The organism is Methylosinus trichosporium OB3b (genome assembly GCF_002752655.1).
Taxonomy (GTDB): Bacteria; Pseudomonadota; Alphaproteobacteria; order Rhizobiales; family Beijerinckiaceae; genus Methylosinus; species Methylosinus trichosporium.
In genome coordinates this window covers 3655438-3674549 of the sequence record NZ_CP023737.1, presented here as the reverse complement: position 1 = coordinate 3674549, position 19112 = coordinate 3655438, and the positions used below count along the sequence as shown (strand labels likewise).

Annotated in this window: 17 protein-coding genes; 7 read left to right on the top strand and 10 right to left on the bottom strand. The window is 66.1% G+C overall.

Going from position 1 to position 19112, the window contains the following annotated elements; all coding sequences use genetic code 11:
* Nucleotides 1-69: 69 nt before the first annotated feature.
* Together CQW49_RS17490 and CQW49_RS17485 are read left to right on the top strand one after the other, a co-directional pair.
* Nucleotides 70-333 (top strand): type II toxin-antitoxin system Phd/YefM family antitoxin, encoded by a 264-nt coding sequence (locus CQW49_RS17490; RefSeq protein WP_003608367.1) that lies wholly within the window; start codon nucleotides 70-72, stop codon nucleotides 331-333.
* Nucleotides 334-351: 18 nt separating this feature from the next.
* Nucleotides 352-741: a type II toxin-antitoxin system VapC family toxin gene (locus tag CQW49_RS17485; protein WP_003608370.1), complete on the top strand. Its 390-nt coding sequence runs from the start codon at nucleotides 352-354 to the stop codon at nucleotides 739-741.
* Nucleotides 742-762: 21 nt separating this feature from the next.
* Here CQW49_RS17485 and CQW49_RS17480 read toward each other — a convergent pair whose 3' ends face one another.
* Nucleotides 763-1494, bottom strand: coding sequence for an arginyltransferase (locus CQW49_RS17480; protein WP_003608371.1), 732 nt, complete (start codon nucleotides 1492-1494; stop codon nucleotides 763-765).
* Between the two features lie 186 nt (nucleotides 1495-1680).
* Entirely contained in the window at nucleotides 1681-2151 is a 471-nt protein-coding gene (locus CQW49_RS17475) for an RDD family protein (RefSeq protein ID WP_003608373.1), read from the bottom strand.
* A 261-nt stretch (nucleotides 2152-2412) separates the two neighbouring features.
* Here CQW49_RS17475 and CQW49_RS17470 point away from each other — a divergent pair, with 261 nt between their 5' ends.
* Both CQW49_RS17470 and CQW49_RS17465 read left to right on the top strand, forming a co-directional pair.
* Nucleotides 2413-2673: a DUF2312 domain-containing protein gene (locus tag CQW49_RS17470; RefSeq protein ID WP_003608375.1), complete on the top strand. Its 261-nt coding sequence runs from the start codon at nucleotides 2413-2415 to the stop codon at nucleotides 2671-2673.
* Between the two features lie 85 nt (nucleotides 2674-2758).
* Nucleotides 2759-4447: an outer membrane beta-barrel protein gene (locus CQW49_RS17465; RefSeq protein ID WP_065083588.1), complete on the top strand. Its 1689-nt coding sequence runs from the start codon at nucleotides 2759-2761 to the stop codon at nucleotides 4445-4447.
* A 161-nt stretch (nucleotides 4448-4608) separates the two neighbouring features.
* Here the strand turns inward: CQW49_RS17465 and CQW49_RS17455 are convergent, their stop codons facing one another.
* Together CQW49_RS17455 and CQW49_RS17450 are read right to left on the bottom strand one after the other, a co-directional pair.
* Nucleotides 4609-5793 (bottom strand): acyltransferase family protein, encoded by a 1185-nt coding sequence (locus CQW49_RS17455; protein ID WP_003608379.1) that lies wholly within the window; start codon nucleotides 5791-5793, stop codon nucleotides 4609-4611.
* Between the two features lie 116 nt (nucleotides 5794-5909).
* The gene (locus CQW49_RS17450; protein WP_198586447.1) at nucleotides 5910-7199 is read right to left on the bottom strand and encodes an O-antigen ligase family protein; all 1290 of its coding nucleotides are present in this window, start codon (nucleotides 7197-7199) and stop codon (nucleotides 5910-5912) included.
* A gap of 157 nt (nucleotides 7200-7356) precedes the next feature.
* On the opposite strand from CQW49_RS17450, the gene mgtA reads away from it, so the two are divergent.
* The 3 genes from mgtA to CQW49_RS17435 all read left to right on the top strand — a co-directional run bounded on the left by mgtA (nucleotide 7357) and on the right by CQW49_RS17435 (nucleotide 12008).
* Nucleotides 7357-9951: a magnesium-translocating P-type ATPase gene (mgtA, locus tag CQW49_RS17445; RefSeq protein ID WP_003608384.1), complete on the top strand. Its 2595-nt coding sequence runs from the start codon at nucleotides 7357-7359 to the stop codon at nucleotides 9949-9951.
* An 88-nt stretch (nucleotides 9952-10039) separates the two neighbouring features.
* Nucleotides 10040-11113, top strand: coding sequence for an FUSC family protein (locus tag CQW49_RS17440; RefSeq protein WP_003608386.1), 1074 nt, complete (start codon nucleotides 10040-10042; stop codon nucleotides 11111-11113).
* Between the two features lie 70 nt (nucleotides 11114-11183).
* A complete protein-coding gene (locus tag CQW49_RS17435) occupies nucleotides 11184-12008 on the top strand; it encodes a tetratricopeptide repeat protein (RefSeq protein ID WP_003608388.1) in 825 nt (274 codons plus the stop codon).
* A gap of 61 nt (nucleotides 12009-12069) precedes the next feature.
* Here CQW49_RS17435 and CQW49_RS17430 read toward each other — a convergent pair whose 3' ends face one another.
* The 6 genes from CQW49_RS17430 to CQW49_RS17405 form a co-directional block, all read right to left on the bottom strand.
* Entirely contained in the window at nucleotides 12070-13059 is a 990-nt protein-coding gene (locus CQW49_RS17430) for a type II secretion system F family protein (RefSeq protein WP_003608390.1), read from the bottom strand.
* A 35-nt stretch (nucleotides 13060-13094) separates the two neighbouring features.
* Nucleotides 13095-14069, bottom strand: a complete 975-nt coding sequence (locus CQW49_RS17425; RefSeq protein ID WP_099831818.1) for a type II secretion system F family protein — start codon at nucleotides 14067-14069, stop codon at nucleotides 13095-13097.
* A 63-nt stretch (nucleotides 14070-14132) separates the two neighbouring features.
* Complete coding sequence (locus CQW49_RS17420; protein WP_003608394.1) at nucleotides 14133-15560, bottom strand: TadA family conjugal transfer-associated ATPase; 1428 nt, start codon at nucleotides 15558-15560, stop codon at nucleotides 14133-14135.
* 29 nt (nucleotides 15561-15589) lie between these two features.
* On the bottom strand, nucleotides 15590-16843 hold the full coding sequence (locus CQW49_RS17415; RefSeq protein ID WP_003608396.1) for a CpaE/TadZ family protein: 1254 nt from the start codon (nucleotides 16841-16843) through the stop codon (nucleotides 15590-15592).
* A complete protein-coding gene (locus CQW49_RS17410; protein ID WP_003608399.1) occupies nucleotides 16843-17580 on the bottom strand; it encodes a CpaD family pilus assembly protein in 738 nt (245 codons plus the stop codon). The genes CQW49_RS17415 and CQW49_RS17410 overlap by 1 nt, the downstream gene beginning before the upstream one ends.
* Before the next feature lie 23 nt (nucleotides 17581-17603).
* Entirely contained in the window at nucleotides 17604-19061 is a 1458-nt protein-coding gene (locus tag CQW49_RS17405) for a type II and III secretion system protein family protein (RefSeq protein WP_003608401.1), read from the bottom strand.
* Nucleotides 19062-19112 lie beyond the last annotated feature (51 nt).

Sequence of the window (19112 nt, the reverse complement as noted above, 5' to 3'; positions counted from 1 at the left end):
CCGGCGTTTTTGTGACACGTCGACGGAAACGAGCTTGCGTCTTCGACTCTTGGCCCTAAGATTGGAATCATGACGACCGTTACGATCCAGGACGCGCAGGAGCGGCTCGCCGAGCTCACCCGACGGGTGGAGGAAGCGGGAGAAAAGGTCGTCGTTACGCGCGACGGCCGGCCCGTTGTCGATCTCGTCCCTCACCGCGAGACGCACGGGCTGAACCTCGACGCCGGACGGAGCCTGCTGAAGGCTCGAGGCATAGCCGCGCCAGCGCCGTTCATCGCCGATGATTTCGACGAGCCGCTTCCGGAAGATATTTTGCTGCGGCCGCTCTCGTGACATGAGGCTCGGTCTCGGATGAGGCTCCTCCTCGACACCCACGTCCTGCTCCATCTGATGCGCGACACGCTGCATCTGCGCGATCCACGTCTCTCAGCGCGCCTGGCGTCTCCGAGCACGCAGTCTCATGCGAGCGTCGCGAGCCTATGGGAAGTCGCGATCAAGACCCGGCTCGGCAAGCTCGACCCCGGCATGGCTCTGGACGACATCGCCGATTACATGGAAGCTATCGGGCTGTCCATTCTGCCGATCGACCGTCGACACGCCGTCGTTGGCGTCGAGCCCGATCCAGCGACGCGCGACCCGTTCGATCGAATGCTGCTCGCTCAATGCAGCATCGAGAATCTCCGACTCGCCACGCTCGATCGGGCGCTCCTGGCCCATCCCCTTTCCCTGCCGCGTGACTGAGGCGCGCGCGGCGCGACCTCGTCACTCCACCCGCTTCCAGCCGTCCATACCGAGCCGCTCCTGCGGCAGGAAGCGCGCCTTGTAATCCATCTTGCGCGAACCTTCGACCCAGTAGCCGAGATAGAGATGCGGCAGGCCGGCGCGGCGGACGCGCTCCACATGGTCGAGAATCATGAAGGCGCCGAGCGAGCGCTCCTCGCGATGCGGATCGTAGAAGGAATAGACCATCGACAAGCCGTCGGCGAGATAATCGGTGAGGCAGCAGGCAACGAGCTGGCCGGGCCCGCCGTCCGGCCTCGCCAGGCGATATTCGATGAGCCGCGTCTCGACATGGCTGTCCTCGACCATCATCTGATAATCGACCATGCTCATGTCGGCCATGCCGCCGTCATTGTGCCGGGCGCTCACATAGGCGCGGAACAGCGAATATTGCTCGGCGCCGGCATGGGGCCGCCGCGCCTCGCTCGCCACCTCGGCGTTGCGCTTCCTCACCCGCTTCAGATTGCGCGACAGCTCGAACTCGTCGACGCGCACGCGCACCGAGACGCAGGCCCGGCAGGTCTCACAGGCGGGACGATAGGCGATCGTCTGCGAGCGGCGGAAACCCGATTGGGTGAGCGTGTCGTTGAGCGCCGGCGCGCGCCGGCCGATCAGATGGGTGAAGACCTTCCGTTCCTCTCGCCCCGGCAGATAGGGACAGGGAGCGGGGGAGGTCAGGTAGAATTGCGGCGCGTCGCGGGGCTCTCTCGTCACGCTCGTTCGTCCTCGTGGCGGAAATCGATATACCGCTTCCTCCGCCGCCGGCCAGCGCTGGGGCCGCCGGACGCGTTCGCGACATACTAGAATCGAGCGCCGCCCCGCGCCAAGCTTTTTGAGCGAAAAGCGTCAGACGGCGCGTTTTCGCCGATTTGGCGACGCTGAGAGAGCGACGCTCGCCGCTCACGCCGATCGTCGCAGCACGATCACATCGGCCAGAATATCGTGAAGGCAGCGCTTGTCCGAGGTGACGAAGGTAACGAGCAGAAGCGGCGGAAACAGCCAGCTCACATAGAACAGCACGCCGTGAACCGCGGCGTTCAGAAAAGGCGCGGGCTCGCCGCTCGCGAGCCGCACCTCGAGATCCATGGCGCGCTGGCCGAGCGTCGCCATGCGCCAACCCGAGACCGTCAACCCATTGTAGAAAAAGGCGACGAGCGGGAACAGCGGCGGCAGCAGAAGCGCCGACAGGCCAAAGCTGAGCACCAGCAGCCCGACCCAGAGGCCGACCGACAGGACGCTCACCAGCACGAGATCGAGGCAGAGCGCCGCGATTCGGCGAATACGCACGCCGACCAGCGCCGCGCGCGGAACGAGCGGACGCGGCTCGGCCTGGGAATAGAAGCGGCGGTCGTCGCCGCCGGCGTCGAACATGGGCATTTTCTCCTCGTGAGCGCCGCGGTCGAGCCGGCGAGCGCCGCGGTCGAGCCGGAATGTCGGCGCGCCGGAGCGAAACTTCAAGCGGCCGCGCGGGGAAAGCGGGGATTAATCGGCCCCGCGCTTGACGGCGCCGCGCCTGCGTAGCATGGCTCGCGCCGGAACAGGGGAGAAGAGCGCCGCCTTCGAAGGCTCGCTCCTCGAGCCCCGCAGCCGTCGCCGCGAGACGAAGGCGATCGAACGGGAAGACGAGGCCCCATGTCCAGCGATACGATCGACATGTCCAGCAATACGGTGAACGGCGGCCATCTGCGCGCCTTCATCGAGCGAATCGAGAAGCTGGAAGAGGAAAAACGCGCCATCGCCGACGACATCAAGGACGTCTATGGCGAGGCCAAGGGCACCGGCTTCGACCCCAAGATCATGCGCAAGATCATCTCTCTGCGTCGCCAGGACAAGCACAAGCGCCAGGAGGAGGAGGAGATTCTCGACCTCTATCTGGCCGCGCTCGGCGAGTGATCCGGCGGCGCCGGTAAGCCTCCGTTAACCATAACTCCTTAACGCTCGATCTCGCGCGCCCCGCCGGGCGTCCGCGAGGATTCGAGTGCCATCCGCAAGGTTCGACAGCCGCGCCGCGGCAACGACGCTGATCGTCCTGTCGCTGGCGGCGCCCGCGGCGGTCGGGCCTTCGCGCGTCGCGCTCGGCCAGTCGCTATCGCCCTTCTCGCTCGATCTCGCGCCGCTGCGCGATCTCCCGGCGGTGCCGCCGATTCCCGGCGCCGACGCGCCGACGCCCGGCGAGGCGCAGCGCGCGCTCGCGCCCGCTCAGCGGCGCGGCGCGCAGGAGGCGCCGCCGTCCGGCGCCCCCAATTACGGCCTGCCCCGTCCGCGCGTCGTGCTGCCAAAGCCCTATCCGCCGCCGCAGGCGCTGAAGCCGCCGCCCTTCTCGCCGACCCATCCCCTGCCCCGGCTGAAGCCCTATCGCACCTCGGCCGAGGCCAAGGAGGCGTCGCGGCGCCGCTATCGCGTCCTGCGCCTCGGCCTGCGCGGGGCGCTCGAATTGCCCGAGCGGCCGCCGCCGTCGACCGTGGCGGTCCCGGATTTCCTGCCGCCACGCGCCAAGCCGCTGCTCGAGCCCGACCCCTACGGCCCGCTCGGCTTCGGCATCGGCTCGCTGCGGCTCTACGCCTATGCCGAGCCGAGCTATGGCTATGACACGAATCCCAATCGGCTCGCGCAAGACGTGCAGGGATCCCGTTTCGCGCGCGTCGACGTCGGGCTGCGGCTGCGCTCGGAATGGACGCGCGACGACGTGCAGGCCAATCTGCGCCTCGGCTATGTCGATTATTTCAGCGTCGAGAACGCCGACCGGCCGGACGGCGTCGGCGATTTCCTCTACCGCTACGACGTCGCCCGCGACACCAAGGTCAAATTCGAAGGACGCTTCACGCTGGACACACAGCGGCCCGGCGCGCCGGGCCTCGCGACCAACTCGGCCAATGTCGTCGTCATCAATCGTCCGCTGATCGTCTCGCTCGGAACCGCCGTCGGCGTCACGCAGAGCTTCGGCCGCCTCGATGCGACGTTGCGCGGCTCCTTCGATCGCTGGATCTATCAGAACGCCTATTACAACGACGGCTCGGTGCTCGACCTCGCCGCGACCAGCTACAACGCCTATGGCGTCAATCCGCGCATCGCCTACGAGCTGACGCCGAGCGTGCGGCCCTATGCCGAGGCGATCCTCGACCGCCGCGTGCATGACTCCTGGCTCGACCCCTATGGCTATGCGCGCGACAGCACCGGCGCCCAGGCGCGCGTCGGCACGACCTTCAAGATCACCGATCTCCTGCGCGGAGAAGCCTCGGGCGGCTATGCTCAGCGCGATTACGCCGATGTGCGGCTGCCGCTGCTGCGCGGCCCGATCATCGACGCCGCGCTCATCTATTCGGCGACGCCTCTGACCACCTTCACCCTGCGCACCGGCACGACCCTCTCCGAGACCTCGCTCGCCGGCGCCGCCGGCATTCTCTCGCGCAATGTGACTCTCGATGTCGTGCACGCGTTTCGACGCAATTTCATCGTCACCGGAACGGGCAGCTTCCAGACCAATAATTATCAGGGCGGCGACAGGCTGGAGCGCGTGGTCACCGCGGGCGTGAAGCTCGAATATAAGATCACGCGCTCGATCGCCATCAAGGCGAGCTATTTCTATCAGCACCTCGCGAGCTCGGCCGGAGCGACCTCGAGCTTCACCGCCAATGTGATCATGGCGGGAGTGCGCTTCGAGCCGTGAGGCGCGTCGCCGCCCTTTTAGTCACTTGAAAACCGCCACGGTCATTGCGAGCGCAGCGAAGCAATCTAGAACTATGGGGCGGTTCCTGGATTGTTTCGTCGCTGCGCTCCTCGCAATGACGGCCCCACTTTTCATGTCGCAGAAATCGGCCCGTCCCGCCCCTATTCCGCCGGCGCTAGAGCCGGCGCGGCGGCGCGGCGCGGCGGCAGGACGAAGCGCTTCAGCTTCAGCGCCGGCTTCTCGATGAAGGTCCACGACGCGGCCGCGAAGGCGAGCGTGCCGACGAGCGCGAGGCTCATGATGATCGCGAGCTTCGCGCCTTTCGACGCGCCGTCGAGATGCGGCAGCAGGAAGAAGGCCAGCGCCTGCGTGATGGGATAGCCGTAGAGATAGAGCCCATAGGAGAAATCGGCCTTCAGCAGCCGGTCGAACCGGGAAAAGCGCATCATTCCCACATAGACGACGCAATAAGCGAGGCAGAGGCCGGCGAGAAAATCGCTCGTCTTCGTCGCCATCAGCAGCACATAGAGCCCGCCGAAGAGAACGAACAGGCGCAAGTCGAGCCGCACATGCTCGGCATAGACCCACAGCGCCACGCCGACGAGAAAGAGATAGACGAGGAACCAGCCGGCAAAGCGCGTCGTGTCGAGCCGCGTCGGCGCGAGAAAGCCGAAGCTCGCCGTCAGCGCGACGCCGACCGAGACGACGAGGAACACTGCGAGAAAGCCTCTGCGCGTGAACAACAACCCGCTCGCCATCAGCGCGCTGAGCACGAGATAGCAATAGAACTCCGCGGGCAGCGTCCACAAATTGCCGTTGACGAGAGCAGGAACGGGATTGTCGGTGAAGACGCCCGGAAGCTCATAAGTGACGAAACCGAAAATATTGCCGAAATAGCGATAGAATTGCGCATCTCCGAAATAGGCGCCGAGCGCGACGCTGGTGACGAGCGGGCCGAGCACGAGCGCCGACAGCAGCACTTCCGAAGCGAGCGCCGGCGCGATGCGCAAGGCGCGGAAGGTCAGGAACTGGCGCGTGTCGCGAGTGCGGAACGCGCTGCCGGCGACGAGAAAGCCGCTCAGCACGAAGAAGGCGCCGACCAGCGAGAACAGGAACGGCCGCAGCAGCTCGATGATCGACTGGCGCAGAAATACCGCGTCGCCGCCCTGCAGCAGCATAGAGAGGCTGGCGACCGCATCGCCCTTGGTCGCCGCGGGCGCGCGCTCGCCGCCGACGGCGAGCACCGAGGCGTGATGCAGCAGAATGACGATGGACAGAGCATGGCGGACGAAATGGAAGCCGGGCCCCTTGCCGTCATTCTCCCGCAGCGCGGCGTCGAGATTCATCGTCAGTCCTCTCCGCTGCGCACGCGCCGGCCAAAGGGGCCGCGGCGGCAGCCGGGCGATCTTCTTCGCCACTCATAAAGAAGGGCTTAAATTCGACTGCTCGATCAGAAAACGCTCTAAGCGACAAAGGACTCGCCCCGCGGCTCTGGATTGCTTCGCTGCGCTCGCAATGACGAGCCCGAATGCTCGGTTCGGACGACCCAGCGCATGCGCGCGGCCTCGAGCCCCCAGGCGGCGCCGACGAAGATCCAGAAGAAGCGCCAATGGTCGATGTCGATCTGCAGACCCTGCAAGAAGAACACGAGAGCCGCCGCGGCGACGAGCTGCGCCGACCTCTGAAACGGCGTGCGCTGCAGGCTGGCGCGCAGCAGCACGCCGAGACTGAGCGTCGCGAGGCCGAGGAAGGCGAAGCCGCCGAGCCAGCCATTGGAGGCGAAGGCGTTCACATAGCTGTTGTGCGGCTCGATGCCGAAAGTGAGGCGAAAGCGCAGAGGCCCCATGCCATTCGGCCGCTCGACCAGCATGGGCAGCGAGCGCAGCTGATTGCCGAATCGGCCCGTCGGGCCCTCGTCATATTCCTGCGTCGCCGACGCGCGCTTGAAGAAGAACTCGCGCACAGAGGCGTCGGTGGCGAGCACGCCGGCGACGCCGAGCGAGACGATCAGCGTCGCCGTCGCGGCCGCCGCGCCGATGCGCAGCCGCATGCGCCGCGAATCCGCGGTGATCATCGACAGCAGCGTGAGCACGAAGACCGAGACGATCCCGGCGCCCCAGGAGCCGCGCGAGAAGGAGGCGAACAGCGCCGCGCCAGACAGAGCGAGGCCGAGCAGCGTGACCGGCCAGTAGCGCATGCGGCCGAGCAGCAGCCGCTGCACAAAGAACAACAGGCCGGGCACCATATAGGAGCCGAGCACGTTCGGGTCTTTGAACGGCGCCATGGCGCGGCCGTCGAGAGTCATCGTCTGCGGATTGCCGAAGAGCTGCGCCCAGGAACCGACCGCTATGATGGCCGCCAGCATGCAGCTCGCCGCATAGCCGCTCATGCACAATTCGAAACGTCGCTCGGCGTCCTGCGAGAAGAACAGCATATAGAAGACGCCGGTCATCGAGATGAACAGCGTGTGAGTCATGAACTCGACGGGGTCGGGCTCGTTCCAATAGGGGATGAGCGAGATATAGCCGCCGAGCGTCCACAGGATCATCAGCGCGGCGCCGGGCAGCACGCCGCGATGCAGCGTGAAGCCGCCGAGGAACCACACGACCATGGTCAGCAGAATGAGGAAGTCGTATGGCGAGGGCTCGATGAACACCACCGAGCCGGAGAAGGAGGTGATCCAGAGCAGCGCATCGAGCAGCCGCCGGTAGTTCAATATTGGGCCGGATGGCGGCGCCGCGGCGTCTGTCACAATATGCGCCATCATCATATCCACCAAGGCGTGTTCCGTCGCGCAGCCGCGCGGGATGGACGAGAGAGACGGCCTCTGTGAGATTTGCTAGCCTCGCTAGAGTTAAGAAAGCGTGATCTTCGCTTGTCATGCTCTGCCCCTACGTCTGGAGCCTCCCATGCATCGGCCATCGTCCCCGAAGCATCCCCCGCACGACGCGCTGCTTCGCGCCGCGCAGGCGTCGAGCGAGGAGCTGCTGGCGCGGCTCGGAACAACGCGCGACGGCCTCTCCGCCCGCGAGGCGGCGCGGCGGCTGCGCCAAATCGGCCTCAACCGCATCGCCCGCGAGCGGCGACCGAGCATGCTGCGAGAGCTCGCCGGCCGGGCGAGAAATCCACTCAATGCTCTGCTGCTCTCGCTGGCCCTCGCCTCCTATGCGCTCGGCGAATTGCGCGCGGCGATCGTCATCGCCGCCATGGTCGTGCTCAGCGTCGGCCTCGCCTTCGTCCAGGAGCATCGCTCCAACGAGGCCGCGGCGCGGCTGCAAGCGATGGTGCGCACACACGCCTCGGTGCGGCGTCCGGGAGCGCATACGGCGGATCGATATGTCGAGGAGCCGGTGGAGCGGCTCGCGCCCGGCGATATTCTGCGGCTCTCCGCCGGCGACATGATTCCCGCCGATCTGCGGCTCATCGAGGCCCGAGATCTGTTCGTCAATCAATCGACGCTGACCGGCGAATCCATGCCGGTGGAAAAGATTGCGCAATCGTCATCGGCGAGCGATCCGTTCGAGGCGCAAAGTCTGGCGCTGATGGGCGCCAATGTGGTGAGCGGCTACGCGACCGCGGTCGTCGTCGAGACCGGCCGACGCACCGTGCTCGGCGCCATGGCCGACGAGATCGCCGGTCCGCGCGAGGAGACGAGCTTCGACAAAGGCGTCACGCGCTTCACCCTGCTGATGATGGTCTTCATGTCGGTGATGGCGCCGGCTGTGTTCGTCATCAATGGCGTCACCAAGGGCGATTGGCTACAGGCCATGCTGTTCGCCGTCTCGGTCGCCGTCGGCCTGACGCCGGAAATGCTGCCGATGATCGTCACCGTCAATCTCGCCAAGGGCGCGATCGCCATGGCGCGCAAGAAGGCGATCGTGAAACGCCTCAACTCGATCCAGAATTTCGGCGCGATGGATGTGCTCTGCACCGACAAGACCGGCACGCTGACGCAGGACCGCATCATCTTGAAGCGCTGCCTCGACATCTTCGGCGAGGAGTCCGCCCGCGTGCTCGAGCTCGCCTATCTCAACAGCCATTTCCAATCGGGGCTGAAGAACCTGCTCGACCGCGCCGTGCTCGAGCATCACGAGCTCGCTCACGCGCTGAGGCCCGATCACGCCTATGAGAAGATCGACGAGATCCCGTTCGATTTCGAGCGCCGCCGCCTCTCCGTCGTCGTGCGCCGGGACGACGGTCCGCATCTCCTCATCTGCAAGGGCGCCGTCGAGGAGCTGTTCGCGGCGTCGAGCCGGTATGAAACCGAGAGCGGCTGCGGCGTGCTCGATCCGTCGCATCTCGACGCCGCGCGACGCGAGATGGAGGAGCTGAACGGCGACGGCTTCCGCGTCGTCGCCGTCGCCTATCGAGAACTGCCGCAGCAGCAGACCATATTCGCGCCGACGGACGAATGTGATCTCATTCTCGTCGGCTACATCGCTTTTCTCGATCCGCCCAAGGACAGCGCCGCCGGCGCCCTGGCGGCGCTCGCGAAGGCCGGCGTCGCGGTGAAGATCCTGACCGGCGACAATGACGTCGTCACGCGCAAAGTGTGCAAGGACGTCGGGCTCGCGGTCGAGCGCGTCGCGCTCGGCGCCGATGTCGAGCGAGCGAGCGACGACGAGCTGACGGCGCTCGCCGAACGGACGGCGGTGTTCGCCAAGCTGTCGCCGCCGCAGAAGGCGCGGGTGATCGACGCGCTGCATCGCGGCGGCCATGTCGTCGGCTATCTCGGCGACGGCATCAACGACGGGCCGGCGCTGAAGGCCGCCGATGTCGGCGTCTCGGTCGACACGGCGGTCGACATCGCCAAGGAATTGGCCGACATCATCCTGCTCGAGAAGAGCCTCGCCGTGCTCGGCGACGGCGTGCTCGAGGGACGCCGCGTGTTCGCCAACATCGTCAAATATATAAAAATGGGCGCGAGCTCCAACTTCGGCAACATGTTCAGCGTGCTCGGCGCCAGCGCCTTCCTGCCATTCCTGCCGATGACGCCGCTACAGGTGATCACCAACAACATGCTCTATGACATCTCCCAATCGGCGATCCCGACCGACACGGTCGACGAGGAATATCTCGCGGCGCCGCGTCGGTGGGACATCGACAATATCGCCAAATTCGTGCTCTGCATCGGTCCGATCAGCTCGATCTTCGATTATGCGACCTTCGTGCTGATGATCTTCGTCTTCGGCGCCCTCGCCGATCCGACCTTGTTCCAGACCGGCTGGTTCGTCGAATCGCTGCTGACGCAGACGCTCGTCATCCATGTCATCCGCACCGCGCGCATTCCGTTTCTGCAGAGCCGCGCCAGCGACGCCTTGATGCTGACGACGATCGCCGTCTGCCTCGTCGGCGCGGCGCTGCCATTCTCGCCGCTCGCCGACGTGTTCGGCCTCACGCCGCTGCCGCTTCTCTATTGGCCGGCGCTCCTCGGCTTCCTGCTCTGCTACGCCGCGCTCGCGCAGATCGCCAAGAGCTGGTTCGCGCGCCGATGGGGGATGTAGAATGGGCGAATCGAATCGCTTCCGCCGTGAACGATTCCGTTCGATCGGAAAGCGCTAACCGGCTGCGTCGCGACGACGGAGTGACGTCATGGGTCTCATTGCCGCCATTCGCCGTCGCCGCGTGCAGCTGGCGCTCGGATCGCGCATCACCATCGCCGCCGTGGCGACGCTGGTCATCGGCCATCTCACCGACACGCCCATGGTGCTGTGGGCGGTGCTGACCGCGGTTATTCTGACGCAGATGAGCGTCGGCCGCTCGGTCAAGGCGACCATCGATTATGCGCTCGGCACGGTCGGCGGCGCCATCTATGCGGGGCTCGTCTCCGCGCTGCTGCCGCCGACGAGCGAAGCCTCGCTCGTCGGCGCCCTCGCGCTCGCCATCGCGCCGCTGGCGACGCTCGCCGCTTTCAGCCCGCGCTTCTCCGTCGCGCCTTCGACCGGCGTCATCGTCGTGCTGGCGCCGACCCTCACCCATGCGACGCCCTTTCACTCCGCCTCTGACCGCGTGCTCGAGGTGGCGCTCGGCGGCGCCGTCGCGCTCGTCGTCTCGCACATCGTCTTTCCGGCGCGGGCGCGCGTGCTGGCGCGACAAGCTGCCGCCGACATGCTCGAGACGATCGCCGAAGCGCTGCCGCTGCTGTTCGCCGGCTTCGCCGACGGACAGGACGCAGAGACCATCCGCGCCCTGCAGCGGAGCATAGGGACCGCGTTCGCCCGGCTCGACCGCATGGAGCAGGAGGCGCGGCATGAGCGCATCGCCGCCGTCTCCGGCGCCGAGCCCGATCTCGCGCCGCTGCTGCAGGCGCTGCTGCGCATGCGCCATGATCTCGTGATGATCGGACGCGCCGCGCTCACGCCTCTGCCGCTTGCGCTCGCCGAATCGCTAGGACCCGCGCTCGACGCGATCGCAACACAGGCGGGAGAACGGGCGCGCGGTCTCGCCCGCGCGCTGCGCGAGAGCCGTGCGATCGACGCGTCGGCGCCGCTCGACGACGCATTCGAGGCTTTCGCGCAAGAGATCGCGCGGCTGCGCGACGACGGCCGGCTGCGCAGCCTCACGGTCGACGAGCTCGAGCATCTCTTCGCGCTCGCTTTCGCCTGCGAGCAATGGCGCGAGGATTTCGCCGAGCTCGCCCGCCGCATCGGCGAAGGCGCGCGTTAAGAAAGCATTAAGGTTAACGAATTATTGCTCGGCCTCGACCGTATTCGCGGCAAAGAGGAGCAGCGGCCCCATGTCCCCTTTGAACTTCGACGCAGCGCGACCGGCGGCCACGGCTCTCGCCCTCTGCGCGCTGCTCGCCCTCGGAGGGTGCGGCAAGCTCTCCGACGTCACCGGCTCGATCGGCCCGCAACGGCGCGTCGAGCCGCCGCGCGATGAAAGCGAGCTGCGGAGCTTTGCCGAAGAATGGGGGCGCCGCTACGACGCCTCGCCGAAAAACAAGGCTGTCGCCCTCACCTATGCGCGCGCATTGTCCAAGCTCGGTCGCCATGCGCAGGCGGTCGCCGTGCTGCAGGGGCTCGCCATCCGCTATCCGGAGCAGCTCGACGTGCTCGCCGCCTATGGCAAGGCGCTGGCCGATGCAGGTCGCCTACAGGAAGCCGCCGAGGTGCTGGGCCGCGCCCATACGCCAGAGCGACCCGACTGGTCGGTGCTGTCCGCGCAAGGCTCGATCGCCGATCAGCTCGGTCAGCACGATGAAGCGCGCGAATATTATCGAGCGGCGCTGAAAATCCGGACGAACGACCCCGGCGTGCTCTCCAACCTCGGCCTCTCCTACGCGCTCTCCAAGCAGCTCTCGCTCGCCGAAGAGACGCTGCTGACCGCCGCCGCACAGCCGACGGCCGACATGCGCGTGCGTCAGAATCTCGCGCTGGTGCTGGCTCTGCAAGGCAAATTCGCCGAAGCCGAGAGCTGGTCGCGCCACGATCTCTCGCCGATCGACGCCGCCGCCAATGTCGCGTCGATCCGTGAAATGATCGCGCAGTCCAACAGCTGGCGCGAGATCCAGAACTATGGCGCGCGCACGCGCAAGTCGGCCGCGAGCGCGACGCGCTGACGGCGTTTATCGCTTGTGCGAGTTCCATTCGATCGGAAAGCGCGCCGAACTCGGAGCACCGTCACCAGCTCTGCGACATCACCTGAATGATCGCCGGCGCCATCACCACCACCATCAGCACCGGCAGGAAGAACACGATCATCGGCACAGTGAGCTTGGGCGGCAGCGCCGCCGCCTGACGCTCGGCCTCGGCCATACGCATGTCGCGGCTCTCCTGCGCCGTCACGCGCAGCGCACGCCCCAGCGGCGTTCCATATTTCTCCGCCTGAATGAGCACGGTGCAAATCTGCTTGACGCAATCGAGGCCCGTGCGCGCCGCGAGATTGTGAAAGGCCTGGCGACGATCGGGCAGATAAGAGAGCTCGGCCGTCGCCAGCGCGAATTCTTCGGCGAGCGGCACGGAGCGCACGCCGATCTCCTTGCCCACCTTGCGGAAAGCGTGCTCGATCGACAATCCCGATTCGACGCAGATCAACATCAGATCAAGCGCATCGGGGAAGGCGATGCGCATGCTCTGTTGGCGCTTGGTGATCGCATTGGTGAGGAACAGCTCCGGCGATTTGACGCCGACATAAGCGGCGAAGATGACGACGCCGATCTTGACGAGGAGCGACCAGTCCGAATCGTCGACGACGGTGAAGTAGAAAATCCCGAACAGAACGAAGGCGATCGGCGTGACCAGCCGAAAGAACAGAAAGGCGATCTCCGCCTGCGGGCCGCGATAGCCCGCCGAGGCGAGGCGCATCTTGGCGTCGCCAGTGTTGAGCCAGGTGTCGAGCGAGAACCGGTCGACGATGTTCTTCATATAGACCTTGGGCTGCTGCCGCAGGCCCTTGGGGCCGCTCTCCTTGGCTTTGGCGTTGGCGGCGGCGCGCTCGCGCGCGCGGATGCGCTCGCGCTCGCTGGCGACGCTCTTCATGCGCTTGGCGAGACGATCGCCGCCCGAGAAGGTGAGGCCGATGGAGATCACCGTGGCGACGACAGCCACGGCGATCATCAGGCTGAACATCAACCGCCCGTTGGACGCATATTGGACGAAAGTGTCGAACATGTCCTCGCTCTTTTCACGCTGCGGCCGACGACGCGCTAGATCTCGAAATCGATCATGTTCTTCATGATGAAGACGCCGACGGCCATCCACAGCAGGCTGCCGGCGATGATCATATTGCCGACCGTCGTGTCGAACAGCACCGCCATATAGGGCTTGTTGGTGAACCACACCGCGAGGCCGACCAGAAACGGCAGGCTGCCGATGATGCCCGCCGAGGCTTTCGCCTCCGCCGACATGGCTCTGACCTTGGCTTTCATCTTCTTACGTTCGCGCAGCACGCCGGCGAGATTGCTCAACGCCTCGGAGAGATTGCCGCCCGACTTCTCCTGCAGGCTGATGACGATCGAGAAGAAAGAAGCTTCGGCGACCGGCATGCGCTCGGCGAAGCGCTCGGTCGCCTCGCCGATCGAGAGGCCGATCGTCTGCGATTCGACGATCTGGCGAAATTCGCTGCGCACCGGCTCATCGGCTTCGGAAGCAATCATGCGGAAGCAGTCGCCGACCGGCAGGCCCGCCTTGATGCCGCGAATGATGATGTCCACCGAGCCGGGAAAGGCCTCGATGAACTTGGCGACGCGTCGACGCGCCAGAAAGCCGAGCCCCCAATGCGGCAGACCGACGCCGACGGCGACGCCGACGCCGACGCCGATGGCGAGCAGAGGATCTTGATTGAGAATGAAGGAGAAGAGCGCGGCGAAGAGGCCGGCGACGCCAGCGCCGATCATGAACAAGGAACGCGACACGGCGAGGCCCGCCTGCGCGATGCGCTGCTCGAGCGTGATCTGCTTCGCCTTGGTCTCGATGTCCTTGAGGCTGTCCTGAATCATTTTCCGGCGCTTGGCCGGATCGGCGCTGCGGCCTTCGCGGCGCCGGTCGCCCGAAGCCATCAGCGCCGCCGTGCGCTTCTGCGCTTTGAAGTCGCCCGAGAGATAAGGATAGACGACCGCATACATGACGCCGCCGACCGCGAGCGCGGCGAGCGTAGCGCCGATGAGACTCTGTCGATCCACGCGAATGCCTTTCTCTGAAGCCGGCCTCGGCCGCTCGAACGATCCGTTCGATCAAGAAACATTCTAGTCGACCGGTCCCTCGACCACCGCCGCGTCGAGCGCCGCGCCGAGACGATTCTCCTCGCCGTAATATCGAGCGCGCTCCCAGAAGCGCGGACGGCCGATGCCGGTGGAGCGGTGCCGCCCGATGATGCGGCCATTGGCGTCTTCGCCGAGAATCTCGTAGATGAACAGATCCTGCAGCGTGACCACATCGCCCTCCTGCCCCAGCACCTCGGTGATGTGAGTGATGCGGCGCGACCCGTCGCGCAGGCGCGCCGCCTGCACGATGATGTCGATCGACGAGACGATCATGTCGCGGATCGTCTTGGCCGGCAGAGAGAATCCGCCCATGGTGATCATGGATTCGAGACGCGACAACGCCTCGCGCGGCGAGTTCGCGTGCAGAGTGCCCATCGAGCCGTCATGGCCGGTGTTCATCGCCTGCAGCAGATCGAAGGCCTCCGGTCCGCGCACCTCGCCGACGATGATGCGCTCGGGGCGCATGCGCAGACAATTCTTGACGAGATCGCGCATCGTCACCGAGCCCTGGCCCTCGAGATTGGGCGGGCGCGTCTCGAGACGCACCACATGCGGTTGCTGCAATTGCAGCTCGGCCGCGTCCTCGCAGGTGATGACGCGCTCGTCCGCATCGATGTAATTGGTGAGGCAGTTGAGCAGCGTCGTCTTGCCCGAGCCCGTGCCGCCGGAGATCAGCACATTGCAGCGCACGCGGCCGATGATCTTCAGCACCTCGCCGCCTTCGGGCGAGATGCTGGCGTAGCGGACGAGCTGATCGAGAGTGAGCTTGTCCCTGCGGAATTTGCGGATCGTCAGCGCGGGTCCGTCGATAGCGAGCGGCGGACCGATGACGTTCACGCGCGAGCCGTCGAGCAGGCGCGCGTCGCAGATCGGCGAGGATTCGTCGACGCGGCGGCCGACCTGGCTGACGATGCGCTGGCAGATGTTCATCAATTGCGCATTGTCGCGAAATCTTATGCCGGTCAGCTGAATCTTGCCGCCGACCTCGATATAGGTCTTGGTGGCGCCGTTCACCATGATGTCGGCGATGTCGTCGCGCATCAGCAGCGGCTCGAGCGGACCATAGCCGAGCACGTCGTTGCAGATGTCCTCGAGCAAATCCTCCTGCTCGGAGATCGACATCACCACATTCTTGATGGCGACGATCTCGTGGACGATGTCGCGAATCTCCTCGCGCGCATTGTCGGGATCGAGCTTGGAGAGCTGAGCGAGATCGATCGCCTCGATGAGCGCCGCGAAGATCATGCTCTTCGTCGCGTAATATTGCTCGGACTTGCGCTGCTCGACCGGCTGCGGCGCCGTCGCCGCGGCTGCAGGGGCTGCTGCGGCGGACTTGGGCGCAGCGGCTACCGCCGGTTCGGGAGTTCGTGCGCGCGTCTCGGCGCCGACATTGGTGCGCTTTCCGAACATACCTGTTCCTCGTCTCCTATCGCCGCGCGTCAGCCGGCGCGCCGGCGCGAAAAGCGCTCGATGAGCGGCGCGAACAAGCCCGACTTGGCCTTGCGCAGCCCCGTGCGTCCCATCAGCTCGCGTCCGAGAGCGTCGAAAGATTCGACGATCTTCGAGCCCGGCTCGACCTCGGCGAGCATCTGCCCATTATTGGCCGCGGAGCCGAACAGCTTGGCCTCGAACGGAATCACCGCCGCGAGCTCGATCTCGATCGCCTTGGCGAAGTCGGCGGGCGTGATCTCGGGTCGGCGCGGAACTCCGACCATGTTGAGCAGGACCTTCGGCGCCTGGTCGTTGCGCCGCGACAGGCGCAGCGTGTCGAGCAGCGTCTTGGTGTTGCGCAGGCTCGCGAGATCGGGCGCGGCGACGATCGCCAGCTGATCGGCGCCGACCAGCACGCGCTTCGTCCACGCCGACCATTGATGCGGAACGTCGAGCACCGTGCTAGGCGAAGTGGCGCGCAGCACGTCGATGATCGCGTCGAAGGCCGATTCGGGCAGATCATAGAGCCGGTCGATGGTCGCGGGCGCGGCGAGCAGGCTGAGCTGATCGCTGCATTTCGACAGCAGGCGATCGACGAGATTGGAATCGACGCGGTCGGGCGCGAACACGGCCTCGGCGACGCCCTGCGGCGGGTCCTGATTGAAATCGAGGCCCGCGGTGCCGAACGGGAGATCGAGATCCGCGATCACCGTCTGCATCTGCAGAGCGCGCGCGATCGACCAGGCGAGATTATGCGCGATGCTGGACGCGCCGACGCCGCCCTTGGCGCCGACGACCGCGATGATGCGCCCGAGCGATTCGGCCGCCGCCGTGTAGAGCTCGGAGAGTCGCGCGATGAAGCTCAGAGTGTCGAGCGGCGCAACGATATAATCGCTGACGCCGCGAGAGATGAGCTCACGATAGAGCGCGATGTCGTTCTCGTGGCCGAGCACGACGACCTTGGTGCCCGGATCGCAGGATTCGGCGAGCGTATCGAGCTGCCCGATCAGCTGGCGACGATCGCCGAACGTCTCGAGAATGATCAGATTGGGCGTCGGCGCGCCGCGAAACGCCTCGATGGCCGCGGCGACGCCGCCCATGTGAACCTTCACATGAGTCTTGTCCATGCGACGATCGACGGCGGCTGTGTTCATCAGCGCCACGAAGTCCTGCGTCTCGCAGAATGCCTGCACGGAAATGCGCGGCAAAGGCGCGATCTGCGGCGCCGATCCGCCGCTCGCCGCGCCGGCGTCACTGGTCATCAATCGCCTCCCACTGAGCTGATGTTGCTTCCCTTGACCATCCATTTCGTCGACGGATCGACGCCCGTACGCACCTTGTTCAAGGCGCGCATGCGCGATTCGATATCCGCCGGAGTCTCTCCGCGCGGCGAGGCGAGATCGCGCGGATCATCGATCTGCGCCGCCAGCGTCGCTTGATTGGCGCAGCCGAAATTCCAATGCGTGTCGTTGTTCCAGCCCTTCAGAGAGCTCGCCGAGGCGAGATCTTCCGGCCATTGGCCGCACCGATCCGCGACCTTGGCCTTGATGCCCTGGAACGACAGCCGCACCGGCGCGGCGAGATCGGCGTCGCTCACTGGATAGGTGCCGACATAGACCGCTCCCGCGACGCCGGAGTCGGCGAGCTGCCTCCGCACAGCGTCGACGCCCGCCCGCGTCGCCGTATTGCGCGAGCCGGTCGGCGCCAGCAGCGTGATCTGTCCATGGCCGAGGCGCCGATAGCGTTGCACGAAAGACTGGATGCGATCGACCGTCGCCTGATCGAGCCTCTGCTCGGGAAAGACGTCGATGGCGGTTGTCGCATCGGCGAGCACGACCGGGTGACGATCGCGATAATCATGCACGACGGCGGGCGGCGGCATCACCTTGTTGACGCCGCAGCCTGCGAGCGGCGCCGCCATCGCCGCGGCCAAGGCCGCGCGGGCGCAGAGCGCGGGAAGGCGCGCCGCGATCGTCGCTCTCGTGGATCGCATAGACATGGGAGCCGCTCCTCGCATAGCGCTCAGTCCTGAATGAAGCCGATGCGACCCTTGAGCTGAGGGGCCGCCTGCGGATGCTGGGGATTGGCGTAGAGCCGGTTGACGCGTCCGAGCAGCCACGCTTGCGGATCGCTGGCGTCGGCGAAGCCGTCGTCGGGACGGGTGACGTCGCGCGCCGACAACGCGCGGGCGATGTAGGGCGTCACGACGATGAGCAACTCGGTCTCGTTGCGCTGATAATCGCGCGAGCGGAACAGCGCGCCGAGAACGGGAAGATTGATGAGGCCGGGAAGACCGTTGATCGCCTGATCGGATTTTTGCGTCAAAAGGCCGGCCGTGGCGATCGAACCGCCGGAGGGAAGCTCGACGCTGGTCTCGTTCTTGCGCGTCTTGAAGCCCGGAACGGTGACGCCGTTGTAGGCTTGGGCCGCCTGATAGTCGATCTCCGTCACCTCGGTGGCGAGATGCAGCAGAATGCGCCCTTGCGCGAGCACGACGGGCGTGAAGTTCAGCGATACGCCATAGGGCTTGAACACGATGCCGACGGAAGAGCAGAGGGTCGAGCCGGCGATGCAGCTGCTGTTGCCAGGCACCGCGATCTCGCCGCCGACGGTGAATTTCGCGCTCTCGCCCGAGATAGCGGTGACGGTCGGCTCGGCGAGCACGCGCGACACGCCGTAACGCTCATAGGCCTGCAAGGTCGCCGTGGAGCCATTGTTGCCGTTGATCGTCAGCGAGCTCGCGGTCAATGCCGAGTTGACGGCGAAAGGGTTCTGCTGCACGAGCTGGCCCCAGCCGCCCTTCAGCAGCGTCTCGCCGCCGCTCTGCGCGGAAATGCCGAGCTGCTTGAGCACGCGCCGCTCCACCTCGGCCACAGTGACCTTCAACATCACCTGGTCCTGCGTGCGGATGACGAGCGCGTTGACGACGAGGCCGTCGGCCGGCGAGCCGCCGGCGCTCTGGGCCGAGGCCGAGGCCGAGCGCGCGGCGAAGCCCTTGGCGATGTCGACGGCGCGCTGCGCCTCGGAGGCGGAGTCGACCGTTCCCGTGAGAATGATCGCGTCATTGACGGTGCGCGCGGAAATATTCGAGTTCGGCAGGGCGGCGTGCAGCAACGGGCCGAGCTCGCCGACGTCGCGGCCGATGCTGATCTCGAGATTGGCGATCTGGCGGCCGCTGCGGTCGAGCGCGAAGATCGTCGTCTGGCCGGTCTCGACGCCCATGATGTAGAGCTTGCGGGTCGAACGCACGACGGCGTTGGCGACCTTGGGATTGCCGACGACGATCTCCGCCGCGTCGGCCGGCAGGTCGACGATGATCGACTTGCCGACGCCCATGGCGACCCTTCGCGACATGATCGCGTCGCTGTCCGATTCGACGCCCCAGCTCTGCGGCGCCGCCACGGCGGGAAGCGACCCCGCGCCGACGAGCGCCAGCGCCGTGGCGAGGGTCGGAATGAGATGACGTCTCGAGCCGCTCATGCGCGCCGCTCCTCGCCGAATGTCCATTGCATCGTCTCTTTCTTCGGTGCG

What these genes read in the sequence shown, in the direction of transcription:
- CQW49_RS17490 (WP_003608367.1), top strand. Translation starts at nt 70, where the DNA reads ATGACGACCGTTACGATCCAGGACGCGCAGGAGCGGCTCGCCGAGCTC.
- CQW49_RS17485 (WP_003608370.1), top strand. Translation starts at nt 352, where the DNA reads ATGAGGCTCCTCCTCGACACCCACGTCCTGCTCCATCTGATGCGCGAC.
- CQW49_RS17475 (WP_003608373.1), bottom strand. Translation starts at nt 2,151, where the DNA reads ATGTTCGACGCCGGCGGCGACGACCGCCGCTTCTATTCCCAGGCCGAG.
- CQW49_RS17470 (WP_003608375.1), top strand. Translation starts at nt 2,413, where the DNA reads ATGTCCAGCGATACGATCGACATGTCCAGCAATACGGTGAACGGCGGC.
- CQW49_RS17455 (WP_003608379.1), bottom strand. Translation starts at nt 5,793, where the DNA reads ATGAATCTCGACGCCGCGCTGCGGGAGAATGACGGCAAGGGGCCCGGC.
- mgtA (WP_003608384.1), top strand. Translation starts at nt 7,357, where the DNA reads ATGCATCGGCCATCGTCCCCGAAGCATCCCCCGCACGACGCGCTGCTT.
- CQW49_RS17440 (WP_003608386.1), top strand. Translation starts at nt 10,040, where the DNA reads ATGGGTCTCATTGCCGCCATTCGCCGTCGCCGCGTGCAGCTGGCGCTC.
- CQW49_RS17435 (WP_003608388.1), top strand. Translation starts at nt 11,184, where the DNA reads ATGTCCCCTTTGAACTTCGACGCAGCGCGACCGGCGGCCACGGCTCTC.
- CQW49_RS17430 (WP_003608390.1), bottom strand. Translation starts at nt 13,059, where the DNA reads ATGTTCGACACTTTCGTCCAATATGCGTCCAACGGGCGGTTGATGTTC.
- CQW49_RS17420 (WP_003608394.1), bottom strand. Translation starts at nt 15,560, where the DNA reads ATGTTCGGAAAGCGCACCAATGTCGGCGCCGAGACGCGCGCACGAACT.
- CQW49_RS17415 (WP_003608396.1), bottom strand. Translation starts at nt 16,843, where the DNA reads ATGACCAGTGACGCCGGCGCGGCGAGCGGCGGATCGGCGCCGCAGATC.
- CQW49_RS17410 (WP_003608399.1), bottom strand. Translation starts at nt 17,580, where the DNA reads ATGTCTATGCGATCCACGAGAGCGACGATCGCGGCGCGCCTTCCCGCG.
- CQW49_RS17405 (WP_003608401.1), bottom strand. Translation starts at nt 19,061, where the DNA reads ATGAGCGGCTCGAGACGTCATCTCATTCCGACCCTCGCCACGGCGCTG.